Origin of the sequence: Leptospira sp. GIMC2001 (assembly GCF_028462125.1) — a bacterium.
GTDB lineage: Bacteria > Spirochaetota > Leptospiria > Leptospirales > Leptospiraceae.
The window spans coordinates 3,719,146-3,740,179 of record NZ_CP115468.1 but is presented as its reverse complement, the minus strand read 5'-3'; the positions used below and the strand labels follow the sequence as shown (position 1 = coordinate 3,740,179).

Here is a 21,034-nt window from a genome sequence, read left to right as displayed (position 1 = left end):
AGATGAAAATTGCCGTAATAGCTGTCATTTTCTTTTATAATATATCAATATTCGCAGATTCTCAAGACAACAAACCCAAGAAAAATCAAGTATATAAAATTCCTGATGTAGAAGGATTTCCACTATCAGATATTAAAGAACCTAACAAGCAAGAGAAAGATATTGTAGCAGAAGAACCAACTGAAGAAATTGAAAAATTTTATATCTCTAATGTGCGAGCATTGCCAATTTCTGAAGGATTTGCAAATAGACCTAAAGAATTAGAGAAAGAAAAATTATTAATTGCAGGTCGCATTCAATTTAGAGGTATGTCAGGACAACGTGAGTCAAGCTTTAACAACGGGTCATCGGACTACAATGCTGTGGATTGGAATTTTCGAAGATTAAGGTTTGGTTTTATTTATGAAGGAAATAAATGGTGGGGAATGCTTGCACAGATTGCAATGGAAAAGCAATCTGTAGGGCCTTATATTTCATCAAAAACTAACCCTATAACAGGCGCAGTTGAACAAGTTGAAATTAATAAAAGTCAAGGATCAATATACCAAGCAAATCTTTGGTTTCATATTCCAGTAATGGAGAGCATGCTTTTTCTAGGTCAGATTCGTCTCCCTTTTCTTCGTGAGTGGAGCTCTGCTGCAAATCTTTTAACGCCTGAAAGATCGTATGCAAATTCTACCTTACCTCAATTCGACCTAGGTGCACAATATGTATTTCATCCACTGAGTTTGTTTTCTGATAAATATAAAAATCATCTCTTGGTAAGAGGTTCTATTACAAATGGGACAGGTGCCAGTAGTGAAAGTGTGGGTTATAAATCAGGTCTCACAGAAACTAGGGGTGGATCCAGACCTCTATTGATATCGCCTGCTTATCATTGGAGAGTCACCTATGATCCATTTGGTGGTTTTATAAGGGATGGTTATGATGTAGGTTGGCATGAAGGAGAGGAAATTTTTCAGAGCAATCAGAGACTATCTATTGGGATAGGTGGAATGCATATGAATGAGTTAAAGGTAATGTCTTCGTATGAACCCTTTACTCGAGGTGTTTCAAATCAGACTTTTCTCACCAATCAATCTTCTGAATCTGGAGGATTGGTAAGACAGGATCTGCCTGATTACAATGTTGATAATACAATCACAACTCCAAGTAGAAAACAATTTGATCTTCAAGCTTTGACCTATGATTTTACATACACTGTAAACGGATATTATGCTTCAGGAGCATATACAAGGTTTAGAGGTCAAGCTTCTAACGATACTGAAACTTATAACTATACTTTGGGATATGTTATTCCAATTAAAAGTATGTATTTAATGCCAACATATCGATATGAAGTAATTGAAGGAGATTTTAATAGAAATGGTAGAAGGGATAACACAGATATTCTCAGAAGTCATTGGTTAGGTGTAAATTTATTTGCAGAAAGGCATTTGATGAAATTCCAATTTTTTTATCAAATTGAAAATGATAGATACGGATATGATCCAATCTCGAATCAATCAAGAGATATGGATAATAATAAATTTTATTTTCAAGTTCAGATGATTTTTTGGTCGGGCGCTGTAAAGATGGAAGACTAACTAAAATGCTTAAAAATAGATTTAGAAATAATCTCAATAAATTTATTCTAATAAATTTAATCATCATTGCATCCATGATCAATTGTTCTAAGGATCGAACGGATGAGGATTTGATTGGATTTTATCTATTGTTACTTCAGAATCCTAGCAATCAAACAGCTACCTCTATTATTACTATTGACCAGAGGGATTTTGCTTCTTATGAAGGTTTGTGCTTGGATCAATTTTTAGGAATCAATGTTGTCTCATATTATAATATTTATTACCCACAAGAAATAAGAAATTTACCAACCAAAAAATCTGTATTAAGTGACAAACCCTGTGCACTCCTGGGATTTTCCGGAGGGGTCGAGAATCGTGTGAATGGAAGAAATATTTCCATGCGTTCATATACTTGCAGTCCTCAGACTTCTTTATGTGATACAAAAGCAATTAGAGAAGCTGGATTTTCTGATTAAAAAAACAGCACGATTTTCGTTATTTATCATTAAATTTTTCTTTAGAACGTTTTGTATCTTAAACAGAGAGCCTGCAAATTCCCTCTATTGCAATTGATTTAGCTTTAATTAAATTCTAATATTCTATATCAATTATTTGATTAAAAAAATTTCGTTCGAATTTTAAGCAGGATTATATTTTAGATTTTGGATTGTTCAATTAATAGGCACTAATTTTGCATAATAATATTTGAGCAAATCAATGAATACCACCGATTCTTTAAGTAGTCTTATGATCATTTTATCAACAGCCCTTGTACTTTTTATGCAGGCTGGATTCCTTTGCGTGGAATCCGGACTCACTCGCTCCAAAAATTCAATCAATGTTGCTATAAAAAACATTACAGATTTTGGAATTGCTACTATCTTCTACTGGTTAATCGGATTCGGGATAATGTTTGGTGTTACTTTCCAAGGTTGGATCGGTCTTGATTCTTTTGCTCCAACATGGGAAGGAGAATCGGCTGATTTTATGTCTGGTTTTTTTATCTTTGAATTGGTTTTCTGTGGAACGGCAGCGACCATTGTGTCCGGTGCAGTTGCAGAGAGGCTCAAATTCCAAGGTTATTTGATGATTACTTTTTTGGTTTCTGTTGTTATTTATCCCTTCGTTGGCCATTGGATCTGGAAAGGATTACTTCCTAATTCTGGAGAAGGATGGTTGGAGGCGATTGGGTTTCTAGATTTTGCTGGTTCAACTGTTGTGCACAGTGTTGGAGGTTGGGTTTCACTTGCGGCATTGATTGTTATTGGGCCACGATTAGGAAGATATGATGAAAATGGAAATCCAGTTCAGATAAATCCAAGTAATTTGCCGATGGCAATGTTAGGTGGAATTATTCTCTGGTTTGGATGGATTGGTTTCAATGGTGGAAGTGCTTTGAATTTTGATGGTCGCGTAACGAGTATTATAATGAATACTTTGCTTGCAGCCGGAGCAGGACTCGTGATCGCATTATTTGTTGGATGGAAATTTGAAGGATATCCAGAACCTATTGCGCCATTAAATGGATCATTGGCTGGATTGGTAGCAATTACCGCTGGTTGTGATGCAGTCACTGCGAGAGAAGCGATTTTTATTGGTGCTGTTGGTGGCGCACTTGTTAAGCCAGCGGAAGCTTTATTGAATCGATTTCATATTGATGATGCCGTTGGTGCAATTCCCGTTCACCTTGTGGCTGGGATTTGGGGTACACTTGCAGTTGGGATTTTTGGAAAGGGTGAATTTCTCGTACAATTGTTGGGAGTTGTAATCGTTGGAATTTTTGCTTTTGGTCTTACTTATATAATTCTATTCTCTATAAATAAATTTTTTCATTTAAGAGTTAGCATTGAAGAAGAGAAAGATGGTCTTAACATCAGCGAACATAAAGCAAGGACAGATCTAATTGATCTCTTGATCGTTATGGAGAAACAGAAAAAAACGGGTGATCTAACTGATGATGTTCCAGTAGAACCGTTTACGGAAGTAGGACAAATCGCCATTCAATACAATAAAGTTCTTGCCAAAGTTCGAGAGACATTGGCTGCAAATGAAGCTGCACGTCAGCAGATTGAAGAAGCATTTGAAAACATTGCATTGGAACAAAATCGAGCAGAGAGACTTCTACTCAATATCTTGCCTGATTCTGTTGCTCAGGAGTTAAAAGGGGAAGAGAACAAAGTAATTGCAAAAAGTTTTCAAGAAGTGACAATTCTTTTTGCTGATATAGTTGGTTTTACTCGGATATCGGAATCTATGACTCCACATCAAGTGGTTGAGATGTTAAATATGATAATATCAGTATTCGATAGGCTAACAGATAAATACGGTCTTGAGAAAATAAAAACAATTGGTGACGCCTACATGGTCGTGGGCGGAGTTCCAAATCCATTACCTAATCACGCCGATGCGATCGCTGGGTTTGCTTTAGATATTCAGAATCAGATAAAAAAATTTACTTGGAAAACAGGCGAGCCTCTTCAAATGCGCATGGGAATCAATAGTGGGCCTGTGGTTGCTGGAGTCATTGGAGAAAAGAAATTTATTTATGATATTTGGGGTGATGCAGTGAACGTTGCTAGTCGTTTGGAATCACATGGTATACCTGGTAAGATTCAAATATCTGAAAGAACAGCAAAATTACTGGATGGAAGATTTGAGTTGGAAGAACGAGGTGAGATCGAAGTGAAGGGGAAGGGTAATTTATTTACCTACTTTTTGCACAATCGTAGATCGAATCAATTCTCTTTTAGTTGAAGGGAAGATGGTAGAATAGATTTCGAAACTGCGAAAGTTGGAATATTTAATTTTTTCAACTCTTTAATAAAGTTTCGGTCGAATGTAACTGTTTGTGCATCTAAGGATTTGCTCGCAGCTGCTAGTATTGCATCATCCTAATCTTTAATTTCTCTTTGAAACATTGCTCATGATTGCTTTTGTTTAAAGTTTGAAATCTTTTTAGTTTAGCATAATGTTCAGCGAAATCTTATTCATGTTCTTGCGAATACTTCATTTTTGGCTCAATGGCTCATATTTTTTCTAAATAAAAAAGTCTCCAATTCTCCCGAAAATACTCTACTATTTGGTTTAGTAATTGACAGAATTTTAAGATCAAATATATTCAACTAAATGGTTGAGTATATTAAAAAGAATCCTAATCTGGATCGAATTTTTGCAGCTCTTGCAGACAAAACAAGAATAGCGATATTGGAGCGATTGCGAAGCCAATCTCTTACAATTTCCGAGCTTGCCGGACTATTTTCTATGTCTCTCGCAGGTATCGCAAAGCATATAGAAGTTTTATCTCAAGCAGGATTGATTCAAAAAGTTAAGTCCTTAGAAGATGCGAGAAGTTTTCGTTTGGAATTGAGAGAAGAACCGATTGCTTCTGCAAACCAATGGCTGACATATCACCTGCAATTCTGGACCAACAAGCTTGATCATTTAGAAAAATTCATTGAGGAAGAGAAAGATGTTCCAAGAAATTCTTAGAGTTGAAAAGAAGATTAAGTCGAATCCTGTTCGACTTTTTGATGCATGGCTCAATCCCGATCAATTTGCCAAGTGGTTTCTTTCTGGCAATGGAATCACTATTGAGTCTGTTGCTTTGGATCCAAGACCAGGTGGTAAATTTCAGATCAACATGGAATTAAGCGGAATCTTATTGCCACATTACGGTGAGTATGTGACAATTGATAGACCCAGAAAATTGGTATTTACATGGAGATCTCAAGAAACACAAGGACTTGATACCTTAGTCACAGTAACTTTTGAAGAAATCCATTCCGAAGAAATAAACCAATCATTAGCTCTAGATTCTAAATCCAATATAAAGATTGGAGATTCACATGGTAAGCGGCAAAATAATTTTGAATCAATTACATTAATTACTCTGACTCATGAGAGATTAGCGAGCTCCGAATCTGTAGGCAAACATCGATTTGGTTGGGAAAGCATATTGGATGCTTTTGAAACATGGATAACTAACTAAGAAGTTGCTATGGAATATTAAGATTTGGTAATTAGCGATTCTAGGATTTGAAGAATTGGAAAATTCAAATATTTGCAAGTAAAATTTATAGGAAAAAGGAGATAGAATATGAATGGAATCTATCATAAAATTGGTATCCTCAGTGAATCTGAGAATGTAATTGAAGCTTTGACAACCAAATCTGGTTTGGCTAGTTGGTGGACTGAAGAAGTGGACGGTGAATTCAAAGATGGTAAATCCAATGTCGGTGAAATGATACGATTTACTTTTGGTGAAAAAGGGAAAATGGAAATGAAAGTGAAAACTATCGAATCCGATGCGATAAAATGGGAATGTATTACTGGCCCAGAGGAATGGTTGGGATCACATATTGATTTTTTATTAAAACCAAGCAATTTTCCGGACGGAACACCAATGACTATCATCCATTTTAAACATGAGGATTGGAAAACTGAGAATGAAATGACAGGTCATTGTAGTATGAAATGGGCAACCTTTCTATTGAGTCTTAAAAGTCTTATCGAATCAGGTAAAGGTAGGCCAGCACCTAATGATTTAAAGATCGACGATTGGAATTAAAAGATAAAACCAATCATTCTAATATTAGTATATGAATGATTGGCGCAATTGCTAAGAAAACTTTTATTTTAGATCACACGCCAAAATAAAATCTTCAAACACTTGACTAATGAAAAGAGTTTTGCCATAGGCTATAGCTCCACTTGCAGCAGAGATTTCGTCACCAAGATTAGAATAGATTAAATTTGAATCTCTAGGAAGATTGATTCGGTATATTTGCGAAGGAGAGAATTTACTTTTATCTTTTGCATGTCCAAGAAAATCTGTGTTAGACGGATGAATAGATGCGTAGAATCCTTTTTCTGTTTTGTATAGATTGTCCACTCCACCGGAAAACGGAATTTTGTATTTAAGATTGAGAATCGGGAAAGAATTTTCAATCCAACGTGCAGAATATACATAAATCGATTGATCAAAATGTGAAGCACGATAGATTAATTTCTCCTCGTTATTTTCTTCATACCAGATCCCATTTCCAAACGGAATTTTCTGATCTAATAAATACCATTTTCCATTTTCATAATAAGTGATATCTGAAGTGTTCAAATTGAAAACCAAATCTATTAAAGTTACAAACAGATTTGCAGTTCCATCATTGGAAATTAGGAGTTTTCCCTCTGGAAGTGCGAACAAATCATTCGGACTCATCAATTTATTGCTAGATAATGTCTCTATATGTTTCCAGGAAAATTGAGAACCTGATGCTTCTTCAAAAATTTCAATCGTGTGAGCCAGATTTTCTAGCTTCGGATGAGATATAACATAGAGTCGATTTTTGCCATTTACTTGCGTGCTACTGATTCCATGTGGGCGAAAGTTTGGTGGATAGGAATCAACTTTCAATGGAGTGAGAACTAGTGGGTTGTTTTTCTGGGAACCGACCCCTTGAGAATTGCTTAGGCTCAAATTTGGTTTGAGCTCCAGATAAAAAAGACCACCGTTCAGGTTTGGAATTCTCCTTTCATGAGAAGAGACAATGAGATAGTCTTTGGATTTGGCTCGAATCAATTCGAAATCTTCGGGACCAGGTGCCTGTCCAATTTTTTGGCAGTTTGCTCCTTTATCTCCCATTGGTTTTAGCTCAGGAATCTCTTTTCCACAATAAAATAGACCAAATATCAGGATTGAAACGACATAAATACGGATTCTCATAAAAATAACCTCTTGACGGTTTATAGTGCGATGCAACATTGACTTATGGGAAAAGACTCAAATAAGCTAGAAGACATGGTGAATGTTGGGATAGGCGCTGTCAAGACTTCCAAAGAAGTTTGGGATAAGCTCATGACCGATCTTCATTCGAAAAAGGGAGAACTCACGGAGTCCTTCGAGAAATTAAAAGAAAATGGTGAGAGAGATTTTAGCGACAACGCTTTGAAATTCAAAGTCGGAGCCGCTTGGGGAATTGTTAAATTTGATGAACTCAAAGACAATATCATTCAATTCTTAGATAAAGAGAAAAATAAAGAATCCTAAACCATTAGAATAATACTATTTTCTAATAAACTCTAATATGCCCGAAATTACTTTCGGGTCATTGAGCAGTGCAGAATGTTCATATTCTGTCTCCAAACTATCATATTTGATTCCATCCGGTGGCAAAGAGTCCTCATAGCAGACACTTCCATCTCCAGGAACTTTCGGACTTGAATCAAATTTCCATTCACTTCCTTTACCCATTTCAGCTTTCGACAAACGAACCATCGAACGCATGGTAGATCTGTTTTTGGCGCTTATAACCAATCTTCTATTTGTAGAATTGATTGGCTTACTCGGATCTAGACTTTTACGAAAAAGTTTTGCTCGATTAAGAATATCTTGAAATGCAATTGGATTCGGTAAGTCATCTGGTTTACAATTTATACTATAGTGACCGAGAGAATGATCATGCCAATCCTTCGCACTAAAAAAGTCAACGGATAGGCTCTTACCCTGCTCATCCAAAATTGTATTTTTGGAATCTGCAGTATTTAGCCTCGGGAAAAAACCGTATACAGACCGAAACTTAGCGAGCACACACGGACTCACAATTTCAGAATTCAATCCAGTATCGACACCTAACATAAGATCATCCATAAATCCAATTCCACCGCGAAAAGGAGTTCCCACATAAATGACTTTATCAACTAAGTTTGGTTTTGAATTCTCAATCGACAGAGATATCATTCCTCCCATTGAATGACCAACTAGGATTGGTTTCTTTTTATATTTTTGGTTGAGAGATTCTAAAAATGAAATCAGTCGATCACGATTGATGAGATTATCCTTTCGCCAGTCATAGGAAAAAACATAAAAATCAATATCTTTCTCTTGGGACATTGATTCAAGAAAAGGTGAATATATAGCAACATCTAGAATATATGGAATCGCTGTTACTCTTGGGATCGCTCCACTGGGAATCAAATCATAGGACTCACCGTACAATCTCAGCTCTGGAGTGGAAAAATTCAAAGATTGGAATCCAGTCAGCCATCGGATATCTCCTTTGTTATCTTTGAGAATCGATCCTTTGATTCCGGGGACTAAAACCACTGGCAAATTATCGACATTAAAATCTTTTCTAATTTCTGCGATCTGAATCTCGGGAGGGATGGACGTTCTGCACGAAACGAAAAAAGAGATAAGTAGAATCACAGAAAAGAGAATGGATCGGAAAAAGTACATTCCTCTTTGTAAAAAAGGAAATTGAATCTGTCGAGTAGATTGTAGGTCTAAATTCGAAATTTCCTCAATCTTTTTACCAAATCTACATAATCCTGTCACAATCCTGTAACATGAATCACTTACATTGATTCTTGCGAGGGGATGAATTATCTCCGAAAGCAAACGAAATCAAATGGAAATGAATTTTCGAAAGAATGTTCAAGGAGATATTTAATCATGAAAGATTTTTTAAAAAAATACTCTCGTATAGGACTAGTTGCCTTGTTGGCGATTTCCTTTACGACAAACTGTCCCGGAAAAGATGACGATGATGACAACCTGTTGTTGTTAGGTGCATATTTGCTATTGAACCAACCACAATATGCAGTTTCTATTGTGGGTGAGCTTAAGACCAAGTCAAATGGAGCTTGGACATTGGCAAGTTTCTCTGGCGCAAATGATAATGAGAGAAGATACTATTCTGCTCGTCAAATGAATTTAGGATCTGAACAGCTAATTCTAGCAGATGGTGAAGTTGTAAGACAAATTACATCTGGTGCCGATGCACAAGGTAAATTTTCACTATCTTTTAAGATGCGAAGTCTGAATGCAAATATTGCAATCACTGGATTGGGATTGCCGGATAGTGTACTAACAAATTTGGCAATAAATTCTTTCGGAAATAGTGTAGAGGGTGATAAACCTGAGAATTATACTGCATCAAAAGGCTCATTTAGTTTTTCTCTAACTGGTAACTTAGCAGATCCAAGTAATTTAAATCAGATTTCTGGTAAAGTTGTGAACAGCGATGATTTCAATGCTGATATTACCCAGATCACAGTTACACAGATTGGTGTTTACAACCTTCCAAATCCTACAGTTGGCGAGCAAGTTTGTGACGGGGCTCGTGTGACGGGTTCACCAACCGTTAAATCGGGAACCATCAATGCAGCGGAAACTTGGTCGGGAGCGATTCTTCTTCAAGGAACTGTAACTGCTAATGCTGCAATTACAGTGCAACCAGGAACCGTAATTTTTGGACAGAGAGGTTCTTCTTTATTTGTTTTAGGAGCTAACAAGCTGACAGCTATCGGAACCGCTGCAGATCCGATTTGTTGGACATCTGCTTCATCTCCAGGATCAAGATTCCCTGGTGACTGGGGTGGTATCGTAACAGTAGGAAATTCTGGGGCTTCCAGGACTGCAACTACTGAAGGAACAACTCCTCAAAACTACGGGGGCGTTCCGAGTGGAAACACTTTGAATGTCGAAATGGAATATAATATTATCGAATTCGGTGGCAACGAGGTTGCTCCAGGTGATGAATTGAATAATATTTCCATGTATGCATCCAATACAAAACTAACAAATGTTCAAGCGCATAGAGGTCTAGATGACCAATTCGAAGCTTGGGGTGGACAATTAGCTTGGAACAGAATGCTTGCAACAGGTGGTTTGGATGATGACTACGATCTAGATGAAGGGGTTACAGGAACAATTTCTAATGCCATTGGACATAAATATCCAGCATCATGTGGTGGATCAGCTTCAACTGACCCACATGGCTTAGAATGGGATGGTATTCATTCGAATGGAACACCTGCGTGTAATACTTCATCTACTGGGGGTTGTACAACTATTACTCTAAATAAATTTACATTGATTGGTGCGAATATAACATCTGGTCAAGCAGGTAGACTTAGAGAGAGAGTTGTTGCGACTCTAACGAATGGCGTGAATTATGGTTATTCTGCGGGCTTTAATGCCAGAAATACTGGAACTGCCGTAACAGTAACGAACGTTAAAACAGACAAAGCAAATACGGACGATGGTAGTGCAACAATTCAGGCTGCAACTGTCGATCTTAATGCATTGCCAATCGTTTCTGATGGCGGAATTTCAACCGACTGTGGATTTGGAGAAGCAAATCCTGATTACACACTTACTTCGGCAGCAAGCGGAGCTCTCGGTGCTACAGACGGGGTTGGAAAATTTTGGGAAAATTGGGCAGTGTTTAGAGCTAGATAAATTGTTCTTTTAGCTTTTACAGTCTATGCAAAAAGAAGGGGATCTTTAGATCCCCTTTTCTAATTCTAGTTCATATACTAGTAAAAAATTCAATTCTATGGATACGCTTTTATGGTCTCAAATAAATACAAAAAAATGTTAAAATGGAAATTTATAATTCTTTTAGCTCTAATTTTTTCCTCCATACTTATTAGTTGCAAAGACAAAGATTGGCGTGAAGACCTTGACGAACTGAATAAACAAGCAGAGATGAAATTAAAATCTGATAAAAATTTACTTTTAAGTTTAAAAAAAGATAAATATAAGATAAACAATTCATTTGAAAATCGCGATAAAGCAGTACAACAATACTTAATCGAACTCGAAAAAAATCAAACATCAGACGAACATGCGTACGTTTTTTCCAAGAAGGAATTAAAGGAAATTCTTTACCCGAATGCATTGGGTTTGGGAACATCTTTGGATAAAACTCCTTTAGACGATTATGAAAAGCTAATTTGGGAACGAAGAAAACTAGGGGAAGCAAGAATACTTCAAAAACTTCCCAGTGGATTTAAAGTTGGAAAAATATTTTGGAAGGATGAAATTCGTCAAATTGGTGTTCTTAAAGGTCACAAGCCGGAATCTATTGAAATAATTTACAAAGAAAATAAATATTTCATAAATGAGATAAAACAAGTAATTGAACACAATGGTCAATTCAAAGTAGCCATAGTTTCACCGTAAATTTTGTAACCCAATTGTAATACAAATTAAACTGTTTGTAACATAAATCGTTCGGTTTCTCTTTCGGTATTTCTCAGCTCGAAAAATCTGACTTCATAAAACCAATTTATAGAGTTATTATGAAAACATTTAGAACCAAATTAATTATAGCGATTGTCGTTGGACTATTACCTAGCTTACTATTTGCACAGGCAACGGGAAGCTTACGAGGAACAATTATTGATTCCGAAAATGGAGAAGCGGTCTTCGGTGCAACGGTTGTCATTCGCTCTGTAAACAAATTTGCAAAGTCGGACTTTGATGGTAAATACAACGTTGCTTTACCTCCCGGCAACTATGAAGTAGAATACCAAATGTACGGATATGGACCGCAGATAAGAAAAGTCACTATTGCATCTGGTCAAGCACAATCTGTAAATATCACATTCGGAGCTCAGGTTCTTCAAACGGTCGAAGTTTCTGATCGAGCTCTCAACAATACAGATTCCGCGCTTCTGGCTCTTCAGAAAAAATCAGCAACGGTTTCGGACGGAATATCTGCGGAAGCAATTAAGAAATCTCCAGATTCCTCTGCAAGTGAAGTTATGAAACGTGTTACTGGAGTTACTTTAGTTGGAGGAAAATTTGTTTTCGTTCGGGGACTCGGCGAACGATATTCATCCACATTCTTGAATGATGCATTTATTCCTTCTACGGAGCCTGACAAAAGAGTTGTACCGCTGGATATATTCCCAGCTAGCCTACTAAAGAATATTCGTGTAATTAAAACTTTTGTCCCAGAAGAATCTGCTGAGTTCTCCGGCGGACTTGTAAAAATTGAAACTAAAGAGTATCCAGATCAGTTCACAATGACAGCAGGTCTGGGAATTGGAATGAACTACAATACGACCAATAGAAAATTCCTGAGTCCTCCACAGAAAGGTGATTTTTTTGGAAGACCAACATCCTCTCAAGAACTTCCAAGTATTGTTCAGTCTGTACCTGATGTTTTGCCTTTTGAACCTGGGAATAGATTCGGAGGACTTCCTCCTCAACTAACTAATCTGGGAGCAGTTACATTTCCTCAAGCATGGACACCAAAAGAAAGTAAAGCTCCGTATGATAAGAATTTCAATTTTACCGTTGGAAACACTTTCAAAACTACAGAATCCGGTCAAAGATTAGGATTGATTTTTGGAACTGTTCACCAAAAGGATTATCGATTTAAAAAAATTAAAGATGTTAGATATGTTCCAGTTACTCCATTAGGTGTTTCTGATCCTAGAGTATCTTCGGTTACTCCGCTTCAAGAGCAAGATTCAGATGTCTATTTGGAAGAAACTCTATGGGGTAACAATTTAAACCTTGCTTACGAATTCACAAATGGACAACAACTATACTGGAAAAATCTATATACGGTTCAATCAGAGTCTCAAGTAAGAGAATTTCGGGGTGTGAACAACATTGACAATTTTGAGTTTTTTTCAACTGCATCAGAATTCACAAGTAAGGAATTACTCAATTCCACTTTCGGAGGAAATCACGCTTTAAATATACCCGGTCTAAGCAGACCCCATAAATTGGAATGGCAGTACAATTATGCGGAAGCCAATCGAGATCAACCCAATTTACAACAACAAGTCTGGAGACGAAGCAATCCAGCACCAGCAACTCAAATACCAACTAGGTTAGGTAATAACCCTGATGGTTCAAGATTTTATTCAAACGCTGAAGACACAATCCGTAGTGGAAGTCTCAAATACGAGATTCCTTTCGATCAGTGGGATGGTTTGAAGTCAACTTTTAAATTCGGTGGATCAGTTCTTGATCGAGAAAAAACTTTCCGATTTCGAGAATTTGGTTCAAAATCAAATATTGGAGTAAGACCTACAGATTCATACTTGGTTCCAGGAGAGGTGGTTTACAACCCAGCTGAGTATTTGCAAGCAGATCCTCTCACTCGATTGAACAATAAAACCTTCTCAGAAAGACAGGTGGAGCCCAACGCATATGACGCATTCCAAAAACTTCAAGCATATTTCTCTCAAGTTGATCTTCCCATATTTTCGGGATTGCGTTTCATAGGTGGAGCAAGATATGAAGATTCCTATCAAAAAGTTAGAACTTTTGTTCTTAAGGAACAATATAATGGAGCGAGACCAACCTATTCTTGTGATGATAGAAATGCGCAAGTGCGTATTGCATTGATTAATAGCAACGTATGTTCAAATGATAACAATGGAATCGGAGAATTGCGAACAAGAGACTTATTGCCATCAGCAAATTTTGTTTGGGAATTTATAAAGGATCAGAACCTAAGATTTGGCTATAGTGAGACTCTCACAAGACCGGATTTTCGCGAAATGTCTCCATTTGCATTTACACCATACTTTGGTGCTGATCGGATTCGTGGTAACTCCAATTTGCAAAGAACCTATATTCACAATTATGATTTTAGATGGGAATGGTATGCTACCGCAACTAATTATATTGGGGTAGGTATATTTCTTAAAGATCTTTCTAACCCAATTGAGACTATTGGACAACCTGTAGCTGGACAAGTTTCTCCGTTCTTTACGTATGCAAATGCTAATAAAGCAACCTTGCGAGGAGTTGAGTTTGATTTTCGTACAGACTTAGGGAGACATTTTCGTTTTGAAACTAATATTTATTTTATCAAATCGGAAGTGAATGTCCTAGATTATGCCCAATTTAGTTTAGGTAAATTAGGATTATTGGATTTAAATGATCGTGCATTTGTATACGATCCTACAAACTTGAAGAGACCACTCCAAGGGCAATCAGAATTTGTCGCAAACTTGAAATTTGATTACTATCTAACTAGGAAGAAAAACTCCACAATAGGAATCTACTACAATTATTTTGGAGATCGTATCTATGTCGTCGGTGCGAATGGAACTCCTGACGCATACGAGCGAGGTGTTGGTCTAACAGATATAGTCTACACATACAAGCACGAAGAGCGCATGGACTTCAAATTTGCAGCTAGGAATGTCTTGGATACAAGGTTTAGAATTTATGTTAAAGATGAAATTTTTGGAGAAGAAAGACTTTTCCGAGCATACAGAGAAGGCGTAAGTTTCTCAATGTCGGCTAGTTATAAATTTTACTGAGATCTATTCATTCAAATCAGTAAATTAAGTATTGCGTTCTTCCAAATATTCAATTGGCAAGAACGCGATTCATTACATCGAAAAAAAGAAAAATAGCAAATTTGATCCAAATTTGTTCAGCAGTTTATGGTAGAGTTTTTCTAACAAGGGGAAAAGCTATGAAAACAACTCTACCAACGAATCAAAATCAATTAGTTGCAATTCAAAAAGGAATCATTACAAATTTCTGAATTCTTCTAAGCTTTTCGTGCGAAAGGATTGAAATTCAGCTATGGAATTGAATTTGCATCTTGTAAGAACCGCGTAAGGAATCTCAGTTGCTTTCGCCTCAAGGAAATTGATCTTAATCATCATATCAGAAATGTAGATCGGATAGATTAAATCCTTATATTGCTCAGCAACCAAGAGAGGTTTATGATGATACTCCATTGCTTTAGAGAAGATTTCTGGAAAAAACCATTTTTCTGCGATCATTGCACCTAACTTAGTATGCGTGATCCCAAAAATGGATTCCTCCATAGACAAGGTAGATGATATTTCTTTCGAATTTGAATACTTTTGCAATTCGGTCATCTTATCGCCTTCAATTGACAAAAGTATGATTTCTCCAATGTCATGAAGTAATGCAGCTGATATTAAGTTGCTTGAGATGTCTTTGGGAAGACCCATTTTTTGTGCTAATTTTTTGCAATAGAAAGCGCATTCATTAGATTTTTCCCAGATCGTTGCAAAAGCGGGAAATTTATCCTCTAATATTTGTTTGGTGCCTAATGAATAAAGGATTGTTTGCAATTCTTTGAGTCCGATCAATTGGATTGCACGATCTAAGGATTCTACTCTATCACCTCGACGAAATGCAGCGGAGTTTGAAAGCTTGAGAACGCTTGCAGACAGGGAGACATCCTTTTTTATCATAGTTGCAATATCAGAAATACTTGAATTAGGTTTTTCGATAGAAGCTTGGATGTCTTGAATTGTTTTGGGAAAAGTTGGGAGATGATCTATCTCGGAGAGAATGCTGTCGGCTTTCTGGATCTGCGGATTATTAATACCCGTACTAGTTGGCACATCAATGATCACAGAAGTTTTGTCTTGGACACTTTCGTATTTGAAAGAGTTCACTCCCAAGCCATCATTCTTTAGCATCATCATAGTCATAATGAGCCCAAGTCCAGCACCTTCGGTATCATCACCTGCATCCATAAAAGCTTCACCTAAATCTTGGTATTGGCTAGCTTTCTGGATTTTCTCTTTGATGCGATTCACTTCTTCCGAAGTGATTTGGATATTGTTCATTACTCGAATTCGGAAAAGATCTTTATTGTGAACAAAAGAGACGATTATTAAAAATTTTGAACCAGCTAATTCCTGTTCGAATGCTTCCTTTTCTTTCAGGAAATCTGTTTTGAACGTTTGCATATGAGACTTATAAGAGCTTGAATCCATGATATCAGAATTCTTTTTTTGGAAGTAGAGTCGCTTAGCATTTGCTTTGACTGCATTGGTAACACTTTCTCTAAGGGCAGCGATCAGCGACTCTCTTAGGAATAATAAATCTAAGGTTACTAAGTATCGATCTAGAATTTGGATAGTTGTGTTCTGGGCAGCTTCAGTAAAATGTGAGAATCGAAAATGAATTGGATTATTCTCCAGAATAGGATCGGTTATCGTCTTGAGGGTAGTGGTAACCCCCAAATCCTTATTGAAAATCAATTGATTCGGCGTTGAAGCGCTCATATAGATTCATATTTGTTGGACTCAGTAATTGGTCAACCAATCTAGGAAATATGCAAAGTTTTGGTGCCAAATTAAATGCTAACATTGAAAATTTGCCAGTTTTTATGATTAAATAGCGATAAAACGGGCATTTTGTTAGTTAATTCCTATCTTAGTTGGTATAAAAATTGCGATTGAAAAATATAATATGTATAGCGTATATATTATATATGAAAAATTAATCCAGCTTCAGCATTGTTTGATTTTATTGTTTCATAAATAATTAGAATACAACTCTACTTTTCGTATTAACAATTCTCAGTTCAGTATTTTACTCTATAGGTTTTCAGCAGTCAGCAGATGAGATCGTAAATTTATTTCTTAACTTGTTCGATTTCGGTTCGAAATGAACTCAGGACGAAATACAATTTTGGAATTCTTATAGAATAAGAATCAACAGATTGAAGTATTGGGTAATCAATTTCTGCGAATGAGCTCTTCTTAACCCAAGAGATATTTCTAGAGTTTCGAATGTAGGGAAATCCTTTTTGAAGTAATGCAAGGGAGGGATAAGGTGATGGCTGGAGAGAGTGAGAGTGATTGGCTGAGGGAGGGGCTTAAGCCCCGGGCTAAATTAAATTAACCCACAACAAAATTGAGAATTTTACCAGGAACAAATACTACTTTTCGAATGGTTTTACCTTCGAGAAAAGGTATAACTTTCTCGTGAGACTTGCCAATCAGTTCAGCCTGTTCTTGATTTATATCCTTAGGAACTTTTGCTTCGCCACGCAACTTGCCGTTGACTTGAATGGGAAGAATGATCTCATCATCTACTAAATATTGCGGATCCGCCTTAGGAAAAGCCTCATAAGCTAGTGTCTTGTTGTGACCCAGTTTCGACCAAAGCTCCTCAGCAATATGTGGAGCAAAAGGGCTTAGCAAGAGTACAAAAGGTTCAAGTATTTTCTTAGGTCTACGATCTGTAGGCGTGATTTCGTTAACAAAAATCATCATTTGCGAAATCGCAGTGTTAAATGAAAAATTCTCTATGTCTTGGCGGACTTTTTGTACGGTTTTGTGCAAAACTTTCCATTCTTCTTTTGTTGGTTCGCTATCATCAACTTTGAACTGATCGTTGGTTCCTTGATGATAGAGTCTCCAGACTCGATGTAGAAAACGTGAGACTCCTTCAACGCCCTTGGTCGACCAAGGTTTGACCATCTCAAATGGGCCCATGAACATTTCAAATAGCCGCAGTGAATCAGCTCCGAACTCTGCAACTACTTGATCTGGATTCACAACATTTCCCAGTGATTTGGACATCTTTCTTTTGTCTTCACCTAGAATCAATCCTTGATGAACCAACTTTTGAAATGGTTCAGGAGTTGAGACATGACCTAAGTCGAAAAGAATTTTATGCCAAAATCTTGAATAGAGTAGATGCAATACTGCATGTTCTGATCCACCGACGTACATATTGACCGGCATCCAAGCCTTTTCGAGGTCTGGATCACATAACCGTTCTTTGTTGGTTGGATCGATATATCTTAAATAATACCAGCAAGATCCTGCCCATTGAGGCATAGTATTGGTCTCACGCTTGCCAACCATTCCGGATATAGGATCTTTGTATTCTAACCAGTCCTTAGCGAGGGCTAGAGGTGATTCACCTGTTCCGGATGGTTTGAACTCAGCTAAATCAGGTAGAACAAGCGGGAGCTCTGAGGTTGGGATCGCACGCGTTGTTCCATCTGGATAATGAACCAGTGGAATTGGCTCGCCCCAATATCTCTGTCTAGCAAACAACCAATCGCGAAGTTTGAATTGAACTTTTGCTTTGCCGATGGATCGTGAGGCAGTCCATTCTATCATCTTGTCAAAAGCAGCTTGATATCCTAGTCCATCTAAGGTAATTGCACTCGAAGAAGAGTTGATACAAATGGATTCCTTGGAATCGAAAGCCTCAGCTAATTCTAAGTTGGTGGTAGTATCCTTTGGATTCTGAATTACTGGAAGTATAGGGAGGTTGTATTTTTTGGCAAAATCAAAATCTCTCTGATCGTGCGCAGGAACTGCCATAATCGCACCTGTTCCGTAAGTCGCTAAAACATAATCAGATATATAGATCGGAATTTTCTTAGTTGGATCCACTGGATTGAGGCAGTAAGCCCCAGTAAATACACCCGATTTATCTTTATTCAGTTCTGTGCGATCTAAATCACTTTTGAGAGCTGTGGATTTCTTGTATTCGTTAACAGACTCGCGATAATCTGAAGTAGTGATCAGATCCACGAGTTCATGTTCTGGCGCAAGAACCATATAACTTACACCGAAAATGGTATCTGGTCTAGTTGTGAAAATTCGCACGGAGTTGTGATTGGGAGATTGTGCCTTTTCTAATGGAAAATCCATTTCAAGACCTGTACTTTTGCCAATCCAGTTCTTCTGCATTTCAAGCGTGGAAACCGGCCATTCACATAGGCTAAGATCTTGCAAAAGTCTTTCTGCATAGCTTGTAATCCGCATCATATACTGACGCATTGGCTTTCTTTCGACAGTATAGCCCTTTTGTACCCACTCGTCGACTTCCTCATTGGCGAGAACCGTTCCTAGCGCTTCGCACCAATTTACTGGGATATTCGCTAGATAGACCAATCGAAAGTAACTTAGAATCTGGTCTTTTTCAGCAGGAGTTTTACTTTTCCATTCTGATTCCGAGAACTCGAAACCTTCTGGTATTTCGTGTCCGTCATAATCTTTAGAACCTTTAGATTCTAGATTTTGGATGAGATCTTGGATTGGCTTAGCTCTGCCGACCGAACGATCGAAATAAGAATTGTAGATTTCCAGAAAAATCCATTGAGTGAATTTGAAATAATCAGGATCCGTTGTCGATATTTCTCTCTGCCAATCATAAGAGAGTCCTAGAGCCTTAATCTGCCTTCGGAAGTTGTCGACGTTGTTCTTGGTCGTTATACTTGGATGGATACCTGTTTGCATCGCATAGCGTTCTGCAGGCAAACCAAATGCATCCCAGCCCATTGGATGCATAACTTCAAAGCCTTCCATTCTCTTGTAGCGGGATAGGATATCGGTAGCTGTGTATCCTTCTGGATGACCGACATGAAGACCCGCTCCGCTTGGATAAGGAAACATATCTAAACAATAGAACTTCTGCTTACTTGATTTGCTATTCGTTCGGAATGTATTCTCATCCTCCCAAATTTTCTGCCACTTCTGTTCTATATTGTTAAAATCGTATTCCATCACCTAATATTGAAAAATTGTTTCTATTGTCCTTCGTCTTTTCGCTTGGTTAAAAACTTAAATAGCATTTATAAGCTACATTCTATTGGTATGAATTTATTTTCTGACTGAATCAATCACTTTTACCAGTGATTTGAATCTCTCAGTCAAACATTCCCTGCATAAATCATTTTGATACACTTCTTTCACAATCTTACCACATGCGCAAACTTTGCCTGTAGCTTGATTCTGAGTTCCGACTTCTGAGTCGTTTTCCACCATCTAGTATACACCCTAATATTTATTTATACTTTATTGACATCCATCGTTCGTAATCCAGAAAACTCAACGTTTCTTATCTGAATTATTAAGAGGATGAAAGATACTGTATAATTTTTCTTCGCTTATGGGTCAAAAAAAAAGCATCATACGAATTCTTTTTTTGTAAGATTTTTTTTCAAAAAAAACCAAGTTACTGAAAAATCAACGTGCCAACTTTGTTGCAAACGAAAGCTGCTATACTTAACAACCACTGCCCAATTCCAAACAGTTTAACACTTAGTTTATATATACGATTGATTTTTTTGTTGGATGCCTTAGCGTTTTCTGTCTAAAGTGCAGAATGTTAGAATTCCAATCAGTCAATAAATCCTTTAAGAACAGTACAGAAGAAATTCATGTTGTAAAAAACGTCCATTTTACTGTAAGATCAGGCGAATTTGTCGCAATCGTTGGCCCATCCGGGTCTGGCAAATCAACATTATTGGGTATGGCAGCTGGCTTGGATCGACCAGATGATGGATTTATAATATTAGATAGTACGAATATATCTTCAATGAACGAAGATGATCTCGCGAAATTGCGATCCAGTAAGATCGGATTTGTATTTCAAAATTTTCAACTACTTCCAAACCTTACAGCGCTTGAGAATGTGGCAGTACCTTTGATGGTTTCGTCCAATCTTCCTGAGAAAGAAATTTTCAATAAAGCATTAGAATTGTTACAGTCGGTTTCTATGGATCATAGAGCTTCCCATTTTCCTTTGCAACTATCCGGAGGAGAAGAGCAACGTATAGCGATCGCTCGATCATTTGTGAATGATCCTAAGATTCTGTTCGCTGATGAGCCAACAGCCAATCTTGATACTAAGAATGGTAACATTGTAATGCAACTATTGCAGGACTTGAATCGTAAGAAGGGTTCAACTTTGATTGTTGTAACACATGATCATGCTGTTGCGGCACTAGCTGACCGTGTGTTTGAGATGAAAGACGGTGAATTGACCGAAAGGACAACTTCTTCTATAAAGAAACCATCGAAATCGAATAAGTCAGCTTCTTCCTCTAAAACAATTCCATCCAGAAAATCCAGCAATCCGAAAGCAAAAAAGTCAGCTACGAAAACGAAGCGGAAAAAATAAGAAA

Annotated in this window: 16 protein-coding genes; 11 read left to right on the top strand and 5 right to left on the bottom strand. The window is 37.3% G+C overall.

Annotated elements, in window-relative coordinates; translation table 11 throughout:
• Positions 1 to 2: 2 nt before the first annotated feature.
• The 6 genes from O4O04_RS18545 (at position 3) to O4O04_RS18520 (ending at position 6,135) form a co-directional block, all read left to right on the top strand.
• On the top strand, positions 3 to 1,586 hold the full coding sequence (locus O4O04_RS18545) for a hypothetical protein (protein ID WP_272533356.1): 1,584 nt from the start codon (positions 3 to 5) through the stop codon (positions 1,584 to 1,586).
• Positions 1,587 to 1,591: 5 nt separating this feature from the next.
• Positions 1,592 to 2,044, top strand: a complete 453-nt coding sequence (locus O4O04_RS18540) for an LA_3150 family lipoprotein (protein ID WP_272533355.1) — start codon at positions 1,592 to 1,594, stop codon at positions 2,042 to 2,044.
• A gap of 241 nt (positions 2,045 to 2,285) precedes the next feature.
• Positions 2,286 to 4,322, top strand: coding sequence for an ammonium transporter (gene amt, locus O4O04_RS18535; protein ID WP_272533354.1), 2,037 nt, complete (start codon positions 2,286 to 2,288; stop codon positions 4,320 to 4,322).
• Between the two features lie 372 nt (positions 4,323 to 4,694).
• Positions 4,695 to 5,057: an ArsR/SmtB family transcription factor gene (locus O4O04_RS18530; protein ID WP_272533353.1), complete on the top strand. Its 363-nt coding sequence runs from the start codon at positions 4,695 to 4,697 to the stop codon at positions 5,055 to 5,057.
• Positions 5,038 to 5,556, top strand: coding sequence for an SRPBCC family protein (locus O4O04_RS18525; RefSeq protein WP_272533352.1), 519 nt, complete (start codon positions 5,038 to 5,040; stop codon positions 5,554 to 5,556). Before O4O04_RS18530 ends, O4O04_RS18525 begins: the two co-directional genes overlap by 20 nt.
• Before the next feature lie 108 nt (positions 5,557 to 5,664).
• Entirely contained in the window at positions 5,665 to 6,135 is a 471-nt protein-coding gene (locus tag O4O04_RS18520; protein WP_272533351.1) for an SRPBCC family protein, read from the top strand.
• 63 nt (positions 6,136 to 6,198) lie between these two features.
• On the opposite strand, the gene O4O04_RS18515 is transcribed toward O4O04_RS18520, so the two are convergent.
• Complete coding sequence (locus tag O4O04_RS18515) at positions 6,199 to 7,287, bottom strand: hypothetical protein (protein ID WP_272533350.1); 1,089 nt, start codon at positions 7,285 to 7,287, stop codon at positions 6,199 to 6,201.
• 45 nt (positions 7,288 to 7,332) lie between these two features.
• Between O4O04_RS18515 and O4O04_RS18510 the strand changes: the two genes are divergently transcribed.
• Entirely contained in the window at positions 7,333 to 7,611 is a 279-nt protein-coding gene (locus O4O04_RS18510) for a phasin-related domain-containing protein (protein WP_272533348.1), read from the top strand.
• Between the two features lie 15 nt (positions 7,612 to 7,626).
• On the opposite strand, the gene O4O04_RS18505 is transcribed toward O4O04_RS18510, so the two are convergent.
• Positions 7,627 to 8,898 (bottom strand): lipase/acyltransferase domain-containing protein, encoded by a 1,272-nt coding sequence (locus O4O04_RS18505; protein WP_272533347.1) that lies wholly within the window; start codon positions 8,896 to 8,898, stop codon positions 7,627 to 7,629.
• 117 nt (positions 8,899 to 9,015) lie between these two features.
• On the opposite strand from O4O04_RS18505, the gene O4O04_RS18500 reads away from it, so the two are divergent.
• The 3 genes from O4O04_RS18500 (at position 9,016) to O4O04_RS18490 (ending at position 14,645) form a co-directional block, all read left to right on the top strand.
• Positions 9,016 to 10,806 carry a hypothetical protein gene (locus O4O04_RS18500; protein ID WP_272533346.1) on the top strand — a complete coding sequence of 597 codons (1,791 nt, stop codon included), beginning with the start codon at positions 9,016 to 9,018 and terminating at the stop codon, positions 10,804 to 10,806.
• 111 nt (positions 10,807 to 10,917) lie between these two features.
• Positions 10,918 to 11,532: a hypothetical protein gene (locus O4O04_RS18495; RefSeq protein WP_272533344.1), complete on the top strand. Its 615-nt coding sequence runs from the start codon at positions 10,918 to 10,920 to the stop codon at positions 11,530 to 11,532.
• 119 nt (positions 11,533 to 11,651) lie between these two features.
• Positions 11,652 to 14,645, top strand: a complete 2,994-nt coding sequence (locus tag O4O04_RS18490) for a TonB-dependent receptor (protein ID WP_272533343.1) — start codon at positions 11,652 to 11,654, stop codon at positions 14,643 to 14,645.
• 216 nt (positions 14,646 to 14,861) lie between these two features.
• Here the strand turns inward: O4O04_RS18490 and O4O04_RS18485 are convergent, their stop codons facing one another.
• The 3 genes from O4O04_RS18485 to O4O04_RS18475 all read right to left on the bottom strand — a co-directional run bounded on the left by O4O04_RS18485 (position 14,862) and on the right by O4O04_RS18475 (position 19,892).
• On the bottom strand, positions 14,862 to 16,382 hold the full coding sequence (locus tag O4O04_RS18485; RefSeq protein ID WP_272533342.1) for an HDOD domain-containing protein: 1,521 nt from the start codon (positions 16,380 to 16,382) through the stop codon (positions 14,862 to 14,864).
• 618 nt (positions 16,383 to 17,000) lie between these two features.
• A complete protein-coding gene (gene leuS / locus O4O04_RS18480; protein ID WP_272533340.1) occupies positions 17,001 to 19,631 on the bottom strand; it encodes a leucine--tRNA ligase in 2,631 nt (876 codons plus the stop codon).
• Between the two features lie 96 nt (positions 19,632 to 19,727).
• Positions 19,728 to 19,892: a hypothetical protein gene (locus O4O04_RS18475; RefSeq protein WP_272533338.1), complete on the bottom strand. Its 165-nt coding sequence runs from the start codon at positions 19,890 to 19,892 to the stop codon at positions 19,728 to 19,730.
• A gap of 340 nt (positions 19,893 to 20,232) precedes the next feature.
• Here O4O04_RS18475 and O4O04_RS18470 point away from each other — a divergent pair, with 340 nt between their 5' ends.
• A complete protein-coding gene (locus O4O04_RS18470; RefSeq protein WP_272533337.1) occupies positions 20,233 to 21,030 on the top strand; it encodes an ABC transporter ATP-binding protein in 798 nt (265 codons plus the stop codon).
• Positions 21,031 to 21,034: the final 4 nt, after the last annotated feature.